This is a genomic window from Kosakonia sp. SOY2, assembly GCF_027109175.1.
In the GTDB taxonomy this organism is placed as follows: Bacteria; Pseudomonadota; Gammaproteobacteria; order Enterobacterales; family Enterobacteriaceae; genus Kosakonia.
Genome location: NZ_JAPVXH010000001.1, coordinates 354,517 through 368,904, shown reverse-complemented (window position 1 = coordinate 368,904; position 14,388 = coordinate 354,517). Strand labels below are relative to the sequence as shown.

Annotated in this window: 13 protein-coding genes; 2 read left to right on the top strand and 11 right to left on the bottom strand. The window is 45.9% G+C overall.

The window, feature by feature from the left end:
* Nucleotide 1: 1 nt before the first annotated feature.
* From O3S68_RS01695 to O3S68_RS01655, 9 genes are read right to left on the bottom strand one after another with little or no spacing between them, the layout of a single operon-like run.
* Nucleotides 2–943: a hypothetical protein gene (locus O3S68_RS01695; protein WP_269230666.1), complete on the bottom strand. Its 942-nt coding sequence runs from the start codon at nucleotides 941–943 to the stop codon at nucleotides 2–4.
* Between the two features lie 42 nt (nucleotides 944–985).
* Nucleotides 986–1,711: an SDR family oxidoreductase gene (locus O3S68_RS01690; protein ID WP_269230665.1), complete on the bottom strand. Its 726-nt coding sequence runs from the start codon at nucleotides 1,709–1,711 to the stop codon at nucleotides 986–988.
* Between the two features lie 18 nt (nucleotides 1,712–1,729).
* Complete coding sequence (locus tag O3S68_RS01685; RefSeq protein ID WP_269230664.1) at nucleotides 1,730–1,966, bottom strand: acyl carrier protein; 237 nt, start codon at nucleotides 1,964–1,966, stop codon at nucleotides 1,730–1,732.
* 14 nt (nucleotides 1,967–1,980) lie between these two features.
* Nucleotides 1,981–2,766: a MaoC/PaaZ C-terminal domain-containing protein gene (locus tag O3S68_RS01680; protein ID WP_269230663.1), complete on the bottom strand. Its 786-nt coding sequence runs from the start codon at nucleotides 2,764–2,766 to the stop codon at nucleotides 1,981–1,983.
* Nucleotides 2,763–4,004 carry a beta-ketoacyl-[acyl-carrier-protein] synthase family protein gene (locus O3S68_RS01675; protein WP_045514500.1) on the bottom strand — a complete coding sequence of 414 codons (1,242 nt, stop codon included), beginning with the start codon at nucleotides 4,002–4,004 and terminating at the stop codon, nucleotides 2,763–2,765. Before O3S68_RS01675 ends, O3S68_RS01680 begins: the two co-directional genes overlap by 4 nt.
* A 1-nt stretch (nucleotide 4,005) precedes the next feature.
* A complete protein-coding gene (locus O3S68_RS01670; RefSeq protein ID WP_269230662.1) occupies nucleotides 4,006–5,394 on the bottom strand; it encodes an efflux transporter outer membrane subunit in 1,389 nt (462 codons plus the stop codon).
* A complete protein-coding gene (locus O3S68_RS01665) occupies nucleotides 5,391–7,331 on the bottom strand; it encodes an ATP-binding cassette domain-containing protein (protein WP_269230661.1) in 1,941 nt (646 codons plus the stop codon). The genes O3S68_RS01670 and O3S68_RS01665 overlap by 4 nt, the downstream gene beginning before the upstream one ends.
* Nucleotides 7,332–8,489: an efflux RND transporter periplasmic adaptor subunit gene (locus O3S68_RS01660; RefSeq protein ID WP_269230660.1), complete on the bottom strand. Its 1,158-nt coding sequence runs from the start codon at nucleotides 8,487–8,489 to the stop codon at nucleotides 7,332–7,334.
* Nucleotides 8,490–8,547: 58 nt separating this feature from the next.
* A complete protein-coding gene (locus tag O3S68_RS01655) occupies nucleotides 8,548–8,718 on the bottom strand; it encodes a hypothetical protein (protein WP_020454487.1) in 171 nt (56 codons plus the stop codon).
* A gap of 189 nt (nucleotides 8,719–8,907) precedes the next feature.
* Here O3S68_RS01655 and O3S68_RS01650 point away from each other — a divergent pair, with 189 nt between their 5' ends.
* On the top strand, nucleotides 8,908–9,132 hold the full coding sequence (locus O3S68_RS01650; RefSeq protein WP_269230659.1) for a hypothetical protein: 225 nt from the start codon (nucleotides 8,908–8,910) through the stop codon (nucleotides 9,130–9,132).
* A 655-nt stretch (nucleotides 9,133–9,787) separates the two neighbouring features.
* Here the strand turns inward: O3S68_RS01650 and mqo are convergent.
* A complete protein-coding gene (gene mqo / locus O3S68_RS01645) occupies nucleotides 9,788–11,443 on the bottom strand; it encodes a malate dehydrogenase (quinone) (protein WP_020454489.1) in 1,656 nt (551 codons plus the stop codon).
* A gap of 274 nt (nucleotides 11,444–11,717) precedes the next feature.
* Here mqo and O3S68_RS01640 point away from each other — a divergent pair, with 274 nt between their 5' ends.
* On the top strand, nucleotides 11,718–12,953 hold the full coding sequence (locus O3S68_RS01640) for a SulP family inorganic anion transporter (protein ID WP_269230658.1): 1,236 nt from the start codon (nucleotides 11,718–11,720) through the stop codon (nucleotides 12,951–12,953).
* Here O3S68_RS01640 and mgtE read toward each other — a convergent pair.
* On the bottom strand, nucleotides 12,916–14,352 hold the full coding sequence (gene mgtE, locus O3S68_RS01635) for a magnesium transporter (protein ID WP_045514168.1): 1,437 nt from the start codon (nucleotides 14,350–14,352) through the stop codon (nucleotides 12,916–12,918). The genes O3S68_RS01640 and mgtE overlap by 38 nt on opposite strands.
* Nucleotides 14,353–14,388 lie beyond the last annotated feature (36 nt).

The following is a 14,388-nucleotide window of genomic DNA, read 5'->3' as shown; positions in this document are numbered from 1 at the left end:
CCTAAAAATTATAACTATAGAAGGACGTGTAGTGCCATAAAGTCCATTCATTGTTATATCTGCAGATACCCTGCTCAACTAACTCAGGCATTTTCTTTTCGATCTTGCGATGGTCAACGCAATCTAAAATATCTATATTTAAATTATTTTTATCATCCAGCCTGATACAGTAAAATAACGTCGACTGTTTTAGCAGGCGGCTAAAAACAGGAAGACCAGAGTGCAACTCACAACTTCGCTCCAGCAATCTGACTGGAAACGTTTTCATTTTTTTCTTTGTAAGTCTGGTTGTACATTCCGGAAGTGCATCAGGAAAGATAACAAGGTTCTTTTGATTCTCTACCAGGGAAAAAATAATATCCTGCAAACTATTACCTTCATTACCCTCCATTGCTTCAGGGTTGAATTGTTCAATAGAGATACCCTGCGAGTTATTATTTTGCTTTTCATGGAGACTTTGCATTGAGTTGTGCACAGAGACAACGACCACCGGCTTTCCCGTAACCCGCGCGGCAATCACCGTCTGTAAAATATCCGAGACGGTGTGCAATGGCGCAAATATCAGATGAGAAGATATATTATTTTCATCAATATAGCTCCTTATTTTTCCTGCACAGGCTTCCAACTGCTCCAGCAGTTGTTTATTCTCATTAACCAGCGCATTCTTTAATATTTTTTGTCGCATCACACAAAAAAAATGTGTTGTGGTGCTTTGCAAACCAAGAACGTTGTAATGCGTTTGCCTGAAACTATTATTCAGGCCATGACTCTTACCAAATAGAAAACAATATTTTTCCGAAATATAGAGTAAAAATCGGTAATCTATATATTTAAAAAATAAAGCTATCAGCTTGCTTTTTATTGTTCTAAAAATGGTTATTTTCTTGTAATAAACACGAACATAACCTGACAATAACAAACTTAAAAATTCAAAGCCTGGCATCACGCTCTCAACTGGTCTGTATTTGTGAATTATACCTGAATGTTAAGCGGTCATTCCGCCATCAAGCACAATTGTTTGGCCTGTCATATATTGACAAGATTCACTAATCATAAATCTTGCAACCTTTGCCACCTCTTCCACAGAACCAAACCGGCGCAGCGGGATTTGCGAACGTAATTTTTTCAAGGCATCTGGCGATAAGTTGTGCGTCATATCACTGTCTATGACCCCCGGAGCCAGGCAGTTAACGCGAATACCAAATCGAGCAACTTCAAGCGCCAGTGACCGGGCCAGCCCAAAATGAGCCGCTTTGCTTGCACCATAAGCCGTTTGACCAATATTGCCTTTTATTCCCGTTACCGAACTCACAAGCAAAATGATACCATCGCCATTCGTCATCATTTCAGGCAGAAGATACTTATTCCAATAAAAAATGGCATTGAGGTTTGTATCAATCACATTCCGCCATTGCTCAATCGATTGACGAATATGCAGTTCATCCTGAGTGACCCCGGCATTATGTATAACGGCTTTAGGCGGCCCATATCGATTTAACAAATCCTTCGCGACCGTTTCCACCTGCACAACATCACAGTTATCGCAAACCACATGCTCAATGAAGGTCTTACTGGACTGATTATTTTCATCCGGGCTGGATTTTGTCGACCGAGAAGTGAATACAATATTATTGTCACTACGTAATTCATTGACAATGGCTGAACCAATCCCGCGATTTCCACCTGTAACAAGGATCCATGAGTCACTCATTATTAATCACCTGAAATGCTAAGCTGATAAAACGGATGTACAAAACTCTTTAAGAGTAATGTCAGTTGATTTCATTGCTGCGTCGAAATTTATAGCTATATTAAATTGCTTTTTAACCATTACCATCAGTTCTACATAGTCCAGGCTATCTAAACCTAATTCTGAAATAGTCGTTTGCTCATTTATCTCTTCTAAAGGAAGATCTTTTGCATCGGCAATAGTGTTTGCAATAGCGTTATAAAGTTCTGTGTACATATTCATTTCACCTGTTAGTTAATGGCAACTTTCAGTGTCACCGACATTTGCATGAGTGTATTTTCTTTTTCTTTTGCCGCCACCTGAACTTGAATTAACCAGCCGTAATCTGCATCACCGGTTATCAATGGCCTTGCAATAGAGAGACACAAACCTTCAATTTTTTGTCCCTCTCTGTAAAACAAGGAAGAATGGCAATAGAAATCATAATGCGTTTGTAATACGTGTTCCTGCGACAACAGCGCTGATAGCGAATGCACGGGAGTACATTTATTTAAAAAGTCGGCAGGAAATAAATCCTTAGCCCTGAATAGTTCTCTGAACATTACTGAGGATAAAAAAACGGCATAATTTTCTTCTATGTCAGCAGGCCACAGTGCAACAACCTCATCCTGATATTCCTTCGACAAAACCCTTTCAGCAATAACATCGGTGATGGTTGGATAATTTGCCTGAGAAATAGTGCCGCGAATATGTGTGATACCGGTTGAGGAATCAATCAATTTGAAGGTTGTCTTTGTTTCTCCATCATTATGGCGTAAAGAGTACGTCGTGCCACACGATACCGGTTTTTCAAATTTGGCTGAGAACTTTACCGGAGCAGAATGTGTTGCGCTAAAAATACCGGAATGATTAATCAGCTCATTTTGTACATCTGCCAGTACACGCATGCCATGCGCAACCAATGTTGTTTGATTCAGTTTAGCGACAGCAAGTAGATCAAAGTGTATCGGGTTGAAATCACCAGAAAAATGGGCCCAATGCTTTGCGTGAAAGCCATCATATGTCATGTCTGTCATAACGAGCGACCTATGACCAGAGCAGCATTTGTCCCCCCGAACCCAAAACTGAGATTCAGTACATTATCTACAACAGTCTGACGATGCTGGTTTGGAATGAAATCAAGATCACATTCTGGATCGGGGCGGTTCAGATTACGTGTCGCCGGCAGGATATTGTTTTCCAGCACCTTCAGACAGACAATGCTTTCGAAGCTACCTGCTGCAGCAATCAGATGCCCGCTGTATGATTTTGTACTCGAAACGGGGATCTCATATGCATACCGCCCGAAGACATCTTTAATCGACTGTGTTTCATTGAGATCGTTGAGCATGGTTGATGTTCCATGCGCATTTATATAACCAATTTCATTAGCGCTTAGCCCCGAATCAGCTAACGCTTTCTTGATAGTAGAAACGCGTGAAAGCTTATCCTGTGCAGGAGCGGTAAAATCAACTCCATCGGAAAAATTCCCGTATCCTTTAATTTCACCGAGTATGGTCGCCCCTCTTGCCAGCGCTGATTCGCGCTCCTCCAGACACAGGATAGCCGCGCCTTCAGATAAAACGAACCCCGAGCGGTCAAGACTGAATGGGCAAGAGGCTTTTTGGATATCATGTTGTTCATGCGTTAACGCCTGAAGCACATCAATCATCCACACCGATGCATTTGATGTCAGTGATTCACTTCCACCGGCAAGCATCATGGTCATGTGCCCATTTTTAATTAATTCATAAGCCTCACCAATAGCCATGCTCCCCGTGGCACATGCTGCTATCGGGGTATTTTGATACCCCCTCAATCCCCACATGATGCTACAGGCGGCCGTTGCGACGCTTGGCATTGCATGAAAGCAGCTAAACGGCGAGCCAACACCAACAAGTTTATAATCATCATAATTATGGTAGGCGTCATCAATTCCCCCCCAGCCGGTGCCGACAATCGTGCCGCATTTCAGGGGGTCGTAGATATCGGCAGGTAGAGACTGGTTAAATGCCATTGCAACAGCTTCCTGCGCAGCCGCAAGACCAAGCCGTGCAAAACGAGGTAATTTCCGTCGAATAGAAGCAGGAACCCCCGTTAACTTAGGTTCATGCGCAATCAAGCCATAAAATTTCGAGTTAATACTCGCATCCGTTTTATCAACGTACTGATAGCCTGTTTGGTAATCCATAATAGATTTCCAGCTTTCTTCCGCTGAGCTTCCCAACGGCGTAATCGCACCGTAGCCGGTGATAACAACGCGTCTATGTTCCATTTTAACTTTTTACCTTGCTGTTAAATTCACCACCACCGATTGATAATAAAAACTTCATCGTAGAAGTTAGATAATCGTACTGACAATCGGCGTATGAAATTTTCTGGTTAAGAACATTATCCTGAGAGTCCAGTAAGGTCTGAAGCGATATATAACCAGACCTGTACTTAACTGTATTTATTCGCATCAGATTCTGAGAAATTGAGAGTGTCTTTTTTTGCATCTCAAGACCATATTCAGCTTTTTTTCTGGCTTCTAAAGCGTTCTCTACTTCAGATAATGCATTGAGCACGACTTTTCTGAAGTCATTAACTGATAACGCGACAGCAATCTTTTCTTTTTCTAATTCAAAACTCAACTTTCTCCACTGAAGCGGTGGGAAAGCGGCCGAGATAGATTGTAATAAGGTTTGCTCGCTAAACCATTGTGTGAAAATAGTGCTCCCCGCCCCGATCGTCGCGCCCAGTGAGATAGAGGGAAAGAAGTTAATCTTAGCCAGATCATAACCGGTAATTGCTATTTTTATTCTGGATTCTGCGGCGCGTATATCCGGGCGCAGCGATATTATGTCCACCGGTTTAAACAACGGCAGTTTGATATCCTGGTATTCACCAAGTCCTTTTTTTTCTTTCGGACGATCAATACTGTTTTTGTTATAGACAATGGCCATGGCGTTACGCTCATTTTCCCTTTGGCTAATAACATTCCGCAGTTGTAACTCGCTTGAATAAATAGCTTGCTTTGCTAATAAGACATCAGATCTCGCGCCTGCTCCGCTTTTATATTTAGCATTAACGACCAGATATGTAGACCTGGCGATCTCAAGCCGTTGTTTGTAAAACTCAATTTGTTCATTGAATTTAGCAATATTCCAGTAACTTTTGGCAATTGAATCAATGATAACCAACACAGTGTTTTGCAAATCTTGTTCACTGGCATCAATGTTCCATTTGCCCTGCTCTCTCGTCCTCGCTAACTTACCCCATAAATCAAGCTCATAGCTCATTGACAAAGAAGAGCTGTAACTCTCTGTTGAAGGAGTACCTTGCAATAAAGTGCGGTTATTACTTGCACTCGCTGACATATTAAAATCAGGAAAAAGATTCGTATTTATTTCGCCTGAATCCAGCTTGCTTTTTAATAGATTCAACGCGGCCGCATGCAAATCGTTGTTATTCCTCAGCGTATCATTAATGATCGATGATAATAGGGGGTCATTGAATACACTCCACCATGCTTCATTGGTGACAGCATTTTTATAACCTGTTTTCTCGCTTTGCCCCGCCGTTGGAAATTTTATCTGTGGCGTATGATATTCAGTTTTCAACATGCTGCCGCAGCCTGTGCATAATAAGCAAAGCCAAAATAATGATGTTTGTTTGAACTTCATTTGTAACCTAATGCTTTAGCAGGCGTATAAGATGATGCTTTCTTCGCCGGAACGTAACCGAATACGATGCCGATGAAACATGAAAACGCACAGGCAATAACAACCGGTGTTATTGTCAAAACCATTTCAAATTGGTTCGTCACTAGAGGGAATATAATTCTGGCTAAACTCGTTAAAGCCACGCCGACGGCTCCCCCTAAAAAACAGATAAATACAGACTCGATTAAAAATTGCCTTTTAATATCAGCAGGACTCGCGCCGACAGAAAGACGAATGCCAATTTCATGAATGCGCTCTGTCACTGAAACAAACATAATGTTCATAACGCCCACTCCACCAACCAACAGCGAGATGGTTGAAATAGCTACCGTGAGCAGTTTCATTGAGGTAGAAACATTCTCGATCATTTCTGCCACGGACTCATTCGTGACGGTAAAGAAGTCCTTTTTACCGTGTGAAAACGTGAGCGCTTGCTCTATTTTCTCTCTTATAAGCTCAACCTGAGCCGGATCTTTGGCCCGAACCTGGATGGCTTCAAAAGGTATCAGACCCGTAATCCGGTTTATGTACGAGGTCCAGGGTATCCAGGCTTTTAATGTCGTCTTTTCCGATGCCGTCGAGATATCTTTGATCACCCCGACCACCTCAAATGGGTAGCCGGAAATCTGCAAATATTTTCCTACTGCTTTATTCGAGGAACCGAATGCGGTTTCTGCAAGCCTTGAGTCAATAACGGCAACAGCATCACTGGCGGTTATATTGTCAGTTTCAAACAAATGACCAGCTAACACTTTATCGGCATCGAAGTATTCCTTACTGATACCGGTAAGCGCAGCGTCAATATCACTATCACCACTATTTATCGTCGCTGTTGAAGTTATGACCGGTGAAATTTTACTTTCCGGTAATAGCTCGGTAAGCATATCAACATCATCTTTTTCAAGAAGCTTATTGCCGGGATCTGGCATTGACTTCCAGCTGGTGCCGGGCCTGATTTCAATGGTGTTGGTGGCTAATAAATTCATTTCTTTCATAACACGATGGTGTGCGCCTTCACTTATGGCAATAGACATAAGCACAGCAAAAACCCCAATAATGACACCCAGCATTGACAGAAACGCTCGTATCCGGTGGCCGTTCAGTGCTCTAAACGCAGTTCTGAATGCTTCGGCTATCCCAAACATCATGCCAAGCGGATCCTTTTCAAGTACCCTGCTGCATGCTGCCTGGAGGTCACTGGTTGATACGCTGCTTTCGTCTTTCACGATCCGGCCATCATTCATGTGTATGATTCGGTCGGCCTGTGACGCAATATTGCTATCATGCGTAACAAGGATAATCGTTTTGCCCTTTCGGTTAAGCGTCTTGAATATGTCCATAACCTGGCAACCCGTCACACTATCCAGAGCACCCGTCGGTTCATCTGCCAGAATAATGTCGGCATCATTCATTAGCGCTCTGGCAATGCTGACGCGCTGCTGCTGTCCACCAGAAAGTTGGTTTGGGTTAAAATCAACGCGAGCGCTTAAGCCGACCGACTCAAGTATTTTTTCCGCACGTTCATTTCTATTTTTATAGTTTTTTGAGGTGTATTGTGCGGGTAAAGCGACATTCTCTTTCGCGGTTAAGTAAGGCAAAAGATTGTATTTCTGGAATACAAAACCAATATATTTATTTCGTAACTCAGCAACTGAGTCGGCAGTTAACACCGATACGTCAATGCCGTAGAATGACATCTGCCCAGCGCTAATATCATCTAAGCAGCCAATGGTATTCATCAGCGTGGTTTTACCCGAGCCTGATGGCCCGACGATAGCGATAAACTCACCTTTTTTAATGGTTAGCGATACGCCTTTCAGTGCAGAAACGATTTCTCCGCCACTCTCATATCGTTTATAAACGTCTGATAAAATAATATATTCATCGGTGCGGCTCATTTAGTCGCCACCCTTTATTATAATATCGCCTATTTCTAATCCTTTAACGATCTCAGTAATTTTTGCGTTCTTAATCCCGGTTTGTACGCGTCTTTTTTCTATTTTATTGTCGTGAAGTACATTGACGATATAATGATCTTTGCTAACCATTTCACCCAGGTAGTTTGTCGGAACGGCTTTAACGTTTTTTTTCTCTTCAACAACTAAATAAACCTGTACCGACATAGCTGGCTTTAAAACATGCTTATCATTTACTACATCAAAACTTCCATTGTAATAGGTAGCTGTTTTCTTACTCCCGGCAGAATCACCTGAACTGCTCTTCATATCGTAAAGCATTTCTTCTGGTATTTGCTGTATCCTGTTTAGCATCCCTTTATAACGGGTGTCAGGAGAAGCCGTGACAGTAAACCATAAAGGCATACCAACCCTGGTTTTCAAAATATCCATTTCTGATATTTTGATATTTACAGTCATGATATCCAGATTAGCCACCACCAGAATTGTCGGCGCACTCTGTGATGAAACAATAGTCTGCCCTTCCTGCGTTAATATACCCAGGACGACGCCATCTATGGGCGACGTAATGCGCGTGTACGCTAAGTTTGCCTGAGCAGTGTTTAACTTGACTCTGGCCTGAGCTATTTGAATTTCATTTATATCTAGCTGTTCTTTATCACTTTCATATTTTGTTTTCGCCGTCTCGAGGTCGCTCAACGTTGTGGCGTCATCCAGTGACATTTTCTTTTGTCGGTTATAATCGCTCTTAGACTGTTTAAGCGACAGTAACGTGATCTTTTTTTGCGCTAATGCATTATCCAGCTCAGATTTAGCACTATCGACATCATTTTGTGCAAGCGTCGGATCGATCTCAGCCAGCAACTGGCCTTTTTTAACTGCATCACCTTCCTTCACATGCAGCTTATTGAGCCGTCCATTAACCTGCGCCCCGACACTAACTTGCTCGTTAGGTTTTAGAACGCCGGTCGTGGTAATCAGTCGGTCGATATCAGAGTAGGTGACGTGAGAACTTTCTTTCTTCGTATTTTCAGTAACGTCACTTTCCGAAAGAAATACGCTATTAACTGCATATACAGCAGGAACTATAGCTACTAATAAAGTCAGAAAAAAAGGTTTTATCTTCACACTGATGACCATTATAAAAGGCCAGAAACTGGCCTTTGTTTTAATTTTACTGCTTAATTAATGTTGAGAATTACTTCTCGTCACAACGTTTTTCCAAACCATTTTTACCTGATTCACGACGGAACCAGCCATACACGCCGTTAGGACGGTTATCAACAAAATAACATTCACCGTATGGGCCAACCATTCCGCCCACAACTGCTTTACTTTCTTTGGATTCTAATACTGTTGCTTTAAACATTTTAATTCCCTTGTGTAATAGTGCTTCAATTATTTGCAAATCGTTCATTTCTGAACAGGATGAAATATATCGCATTACCCCAGAATCTTTTAATCAATAAAAAATCAAAAGCATCTTTAAAAATTTAAAGCGCTTTTTTGAAACTTTTAAATTTTTTTTGAAGTTTTTAAAGCGCTTTTTGAAGCTTTAATGCGCTTATTTGAAGTTTTAATGCGTTTACTTGAAGGTTTTAAAGCGTTTTTTGAAGTTTCAGTGCGTTTACTTGAAGGTTTTAAAGCGCTTTTTGAAGTTTTAGTACGTTTATTTGAAGGTTTTAAAGCGCTTTTTGAAAATTCTAAAGCATTCGTGAAAGGTATAAGTGCTGTTTTTTTAAACATTTCTTTGCACGTCATTGTGAATGTAGCAATTATGTGAAGCAGCTGATAATGAGGTGCTATCGTGCAGACGATGATAATAAAGGTTTTGCTGTAGCCGCCGTTTCAATCGCGCACTTCATCAATATAGAAAGTCTGGAAAAGAGGTTAGGTAACGTGCTGAAGGCTCCGCATCATATTGAATAACTGCCCGATAAGGGCAGTTGCCACCTGGCCGATGCAATACGCACGTTCGCCAGTTCACCGGGGATTTTTTGTGTGAGCGACGCCAGTACGCAACCCGCAAAGTAACGAGGTCGCAGAACCGTTCGTGAAGACATTCAAACGAAATCACGTCAACGTAAATGAATTACCGGATGCGGTATACGCGATGAAAGCTGTTATATGAAAGGGATTTCCAGTAAAGAGTCTGTCAATGGAGAGGCTCACAGCTTTGATGAAATTATATAAATCATAATGTTGTATTAATATATTTAATCTTCTCGTGCCGCCCCAAAAACCTATAAGAAACCAATCCATTGCGGTTGATTTTGTCATGTCTGCGCTATGCGCAAGAGAACAAACAGCCCGAGATAAATGGCCTCCCCCATCGTTGGCGATACTGCGGCCAACAAAAACTCACTAATCCATCAGCGGGGGAGTGTAATAAAAACCGTAACGCATTCGTCACGGTTTTTATGTTGCAGTAAAAACGATTACAGCGCGATATCCGCAACCTGCTCGCCGTCATTGTGCGGCTGTGTTGTCGGTTTTTGCACCGGTGGCGTGATATCTGCTACCAGCGACTCGTCGCATTTCAGGCCGAGGATCTCGCTGGTGTAGCGCAGTTCCTTGTCTGCGGCTTCAATATTGCCATTCAGCTCGGTGCCGAAAGAAGGAATAATCTCTTTCAGTTTTGCCTGCCAGGCATCAGAAGCGAAACGCTCAGCGAACACTTTCTCCATCAACTCCAGCATGATTGGCGCTGCGGTCGAGGCACCCGGTGACGCGCCAAGCAGCGCGGCAATGGTGCCCTCTTTATCGCTCACGACTTCGGTTCCGAGGCGCAACACGCCGCCCTTGCCCGGCTCGCGCTTAATAATCTGCACGCGCTGACCCGCCTGCCACAAACGCCAGTCCTCTTTCTGCGCCAGCGGATAGTACTCGCGCAGCGCATCGAAGCGGTCGTCCTCATTTTGCAGCACCTGGTTAACCAGATATTTCACCAGGCTGAAGTTGGTCATCCCCACCGTCAGCATTGGCAGAATGTTCGACGAGTTAGTCGAACGCAGCAGATCCCACAGAGAACCATTTTTCAGAAAACGCGTCGAAAACGTAGCGAATGGTCCAAACAGCAACACGCGTTTGCCATCGATAATGCGCGTATCAATATGCGGTACCGACATGGGCGGCGCGCCCACGGTGGCCTGGCCGTAGACTTTCGCCAGATGGTGATTGACCACTGCCGGGTTTTCCGCCACGAGGAACTGCCCGCCAACCGGGAAGCCCGCATAGTCTGCCGCTTCCGGAATACCGGATGCCTGCAACAGCTTCAGCGCTGCACCACCGGCGCCAATAAAAATAAACTTCGCCTTGATGATCTGCTCCGCGCCGGTTTGCAGGTTATGCAGCGTGACATTCCAGCTGTTGTCGGCATTGCGTTTGAGGCCGCGCACTTCAGTGCCCAGTTGCAAAGCGAAGTTCTCTTTTTTCTGCAACGAACCAATCATCTGGCGCGTCAGTTCGCCAAAGTTCACATCGGTGCCGATTTCGGTACGCGTGGCGGCAATTTTTTGCCCGGCATCACGTCCTTCCATCACCAACGGCGCCCACTGTTTGATCTGTTCGGCATCTTCGGAATAGCGCATACCGCGGAACAGGGAACATTGCTGCAGCGCTTTGTAGCGCGCGCGCAGGAAGTTCACATTGTCGTCGCCCCAGACGAGGCTCATATGCGGCACGGTATTGATAAATGAACGCGGTTCGCGCAATACGCCGGTTTTCACCTGATGAGCCCAGAACTGGCGAGAAATACGAAATGCTTCGTTGATTTCAATCGCTTTTTTAATACTGACAGAGCCGTCCGCGCTGCGTGGGGTGTAATTCAGTTCCATTAAGGCGGCATGCCCGGTACCAGCATTGTTCCAGCCGTTCGAGCTCTCTTCCGCCAGGGCATCCAGCCGTTCCACCATGGTAATCGACCAGGTGGGTTCGAGATCCTGCAACCAGGTTCCCAACGTGGCGCTCATGATCCCACCACCGATTAAAAGCACATCTGTTTCCTGCTCTTTCGATGCGGACGTTTTTGCTGCTTTTGAGACAGCATTAAGCCCGACAGCCATCGAAAACAGCCTGGCAGTCATTTTTTTCATGATGATATTGCCTTACTTTTAGTGCTGCTTTATTCGCATTTATTGAGGGTAAAGTAGTTAGCACCCCTAACGTAGCACTTAAAAAGTGAGATTTAAATAATGTTTAAACATTAAATATTCATTGTATTAATGTTACTAATAAGTTGATTTTTTGCATTATATTTAACACTTATTGCTGGTCACTCTGACCGGAAATCTGCTATCATCCCCCGCTTTGCCGAACGCAGTGATACCGTTTGTCACTGCTTTTCTGGCATCCCACCTGCGAATCTTTATGACTGAAAAATCAACCCATTCTGTACTGCGCGTAAGCAATCTTCTGCGCTCACCACAGCTTTTTACCCGTGAAGTTCTGGCAGGCGTAATCACCGCGCTGGCACTCATCCCGGAAGTTATCTCATTTTCTGTTATTGCAGGTGTTGACCCGAAAGTAAGCCTGATAGCCTCAGTAGTGCTTTGTTTTAGCATGTCTTTGCTCGGCGGGCGTCCGGCAATGGTCACGGCGGCGGCGGGATCAGTCGCGTTGGTTATCGGTCCGATGGTTCATGAAAACGGTGTGGAATACATCCTGCCAGCAGTTTTACTCGCGGGTGTGATGCAGATTATTTTCGGTCTGAGCGGAATGTCGCGGCTGATGCGCTTTATCCCACACGCTGTAATGACCGGCTTTGTTAATGCGCTGGGGATATTGATTTTCTGCGCTCAGGTGCCGCATTTCTGGCATAAAGATCCCCTGATTCTGGCGCTGTTTACCCTGACCATACTGATTGTGCTGTGGCTCCCGCGCTGGGTAAAAAGCATTCCTGCGCCGCTGGTGGCGATTGCGCTGTTCACCGCGTTCACCGTTTTTAGCGGTCAGGTGCTACCTACCGTGGGGGATGAAGGTTCAATGCAGGGCGGGTTGCCTGGCCTGACGCAATGGCTGGTACCATTGAATCTGCATACGCTGAGCATTGTCTGGCCGTGTGCGCTGAGCATCGCGTTTGTCGGCTTGATGGAGTCGCTGCTGACCGCAAAATTGGTCGACGATCTGACACATTCGCCATCGAATAAAAGCCGGGAAAGCACCGGGCTTGGGATCGCGAACATTCTGGCTGGCTTCTACGGCGGGATTGCCGGGTGCGCCATGATCGGCCAGACCATTGTCAATGTGGAAATGGGCAAAGGCCGCACGCGTATCTCGACCCTTGCTGCTGCGCTGGTGCTGTTACTGCTGGTAACGGCATTAAGCGACGTGATGGCGAAAATCCCGATGGCGGTACTGGCCGGAATTATGGCGATTGTCGCGTTCAAAACCTTTAACTGGAGCAGTGTGCAAGCCGCGGCGCTGACGCAAGCGCCAGTTATCGAAGCTCTGGTAATGCTGGTCACAGTGGTTGCTACCGTCAGCACCGGTAATCTGGCTATCGGCGTTGTTGCCGGGCTGGTTACGCTGGCGATTACGCCAGCCGCGCTGCGGGAAAAGAGCCTGTCTACAGCAAAAAAATCGTCGCCAGCCCAAGAAAAATAAAGAAGCCGCCAGTATCGGTAATCGCGGTGATCATCACGCTGGAGCCGACCGCCGGGTCGCGCCCCAGCCGGGTCATCACCATCGGGATTAATACCCCCATTAGCGCCGCCATCAGCAGGTTCAGCACCATTGCCAGCGTCATCACGCCGCCCAGCGCCGCATCGTCATACAGCCACCAGGTGACACCGCCCATAATCCCGCCCCACACCAGACCGTTAATCAGCGCCACGCCCATTTCACGCAGTATAAGAAAGGTAAAGTTGCCCGGCTGAATGTTCTGCAATGCTAACGCGCGAACAATCATGGTAATGGTTTGATTACCGGTATTGCCGCCAATACCAGCGACAATCGGCATCAGCGACGCCAGCGCCACCAGTTGCGAGATAGTGTGTTCAAAACCATCAATGACGCGTGATGCGATAAAGGCGGTACACAGGTTGGTTGCCAGCCATACCCAGCGGTTTTTCACCGCTTTACTTACCGGCGCGAAAACATCTTCCTCGGTACTTAAGCCCCCCATCTGGCGCATATCGTTGTCGGTCTCTTCGTACACCACATCAACGATCTCATCGATGGTCAAACGGCCCATCAGCATGCCGTTTTCATCGACTACCGCCGCGCTGAGCAAGTTATCACGCTCAAAAGTACGCGCCACTTTTTCCGCTTCGTCTTCAGGGGAGAAGGTCACCGGATCGGCATCCATCACCTCGCTCACCCGCCGTCCGGCGGCGTTAAGCAGGATAGTCTGCAGCCCAAGTTCGCCCATCAGCCGGTTATCACGCCCGATAACAAACAGTTTATCGGTGTTCTCCGGCATTTTACCGAGACGTCGCAAATAGCGCTGGACGGCCGCCAGCGTGACTTCTGAGCGTACGGTGATAACTTCAAACGCCATAATTGCGCCGACGCAATTTTTGCCATAACGCATGACCTGCCGCATGCGGGCGCGCTCTGTCGGCGGCAACGTCGCCATCAGCCGTCCGGTGAGGTTACGCGGCAGATGCTGCACCAGCCAGATTTGCTCATCAATATCCAGCGTCTCGAGCGCATCCAGCAGCGCACGGTCGCTCATCTCATCGATCAGGTCATCCCAGACGTTTTCGGACGCTTCAAGCAGCACTTTGCCGCGCTTATCATCATCGATGAGCCGCCATAACGCGTGACGTTCAACCACCGGCAGCGCTTCTAGGGTGTCAGCCAAATCCGGTGGCGGCAGGTGCGAAACCAGCACTTTCACTTCGGCGAGATCGTGCTCAAGCTCGGCACTATCGACCTGCTCGACCAGCGTGATTTCGCCAAGCAGCGCGGCGGTGAGCGGTTTATGGGTGGTGAGCAGCCAAATCAGCCGCGCACGCTCTTCATCGCGCAGTTTGACGCTGTTTTTTTTGATAACTGACATTGGCCGGTGGTCCCTGAGTGTGGCAAAGCGCTCCGA

Bases quoted from the DNA above. Each gene is read 5' to 3' on its own strand.
- O3S68_RS01685 (WP_269230664.1), bottom strand. From the start codon at position 1,966: ATGTACACAGAACTTTATAACGCTATTGCAAACACTATTGCCGATGCA.
- O3S68_RS01665 (WP_269230661.1), bottom strand. From the start codon at position 7,331: ATGAGCCGCACCGATGAATATATTATTTTATCAGACGTTTATAAACGA.
- O3S68_RS01670 (WP_269230662.1), bottom strand. From the start codon at position 5,394: ATGAAGTTCAAACAAACATCATTATTTTGGCTTTGCTTATTATGCACA.
- O3S68_RS01660 (WP_269230660.1), bottom strand. From the start codon at position 8,489: ATGGTCATCAGTGTGAAGATAAAACCTTTTTTTCTGACTTTATTAGTA.
- O3S68_RS01680 (WP_269230663.1), bottom strand. From the start codon at position 2,766: ATGACAGACATGACATATGATGGCTTTCACGCAAAGCATTGGGCCCAT.
- O3S68_RS01690 (WP_269230665.1), bottom strand. From the start codon at position 1,711: ATGAGTGACTCATGGATCCTTGTTACAGGTGGAAATCGCGGGATTGGT.
- O3S68_RS01655 (WP_020454487.1), bottom strand. From the start codon at position 8,718: ATGTTTAAAGCAACAGTATTAGAATCCAAAGAAAGTAAAGCAGTTGTG.
- mqo (WP_020454489.1), bottom strand. From the start codon at position 11,443: ATGAAAAAAATGACTGCCAGGCTGTTTTCGATGGCTGTCGGGCTTAAT.
- O3S68_RS01675 (WP_045514500.1), bottom strand. From the start codon at position 4,004: ATGGAACATAGACGCGTTGTTATCACCGGCTACGGTGCGATTACGCCG.
- O3S68_RS01695 (WP_269230666.1), bottom strand. From the start codon at position 943: ATGCCAGGCTTTGAATTTTTAAGTTTGTTATTGTCAGGTTATGTTCGT.
- O3S68_RS01640 (WP_269230658.1), top strand. From the start codon at position 11,718: ATGACTGAAAAATCAACCCATTCTGTACTGCGCGTAAGCAATCTTCTG.
- O3S68_RS01650 (WP_269230659.1), top strand. From the start codon at position 8,908: ATGCGCTTATTTGAAGTTTTAATGCGTTTACTTGAAGGTTTTAAAGCG.
- mgtE (WP_045514168.1), bottom strand. From the start codon at position 14,352: ATGTCAGTTATCAAAAAAAACAGCGTCAAACTGCGCGATGAAGAGCGT.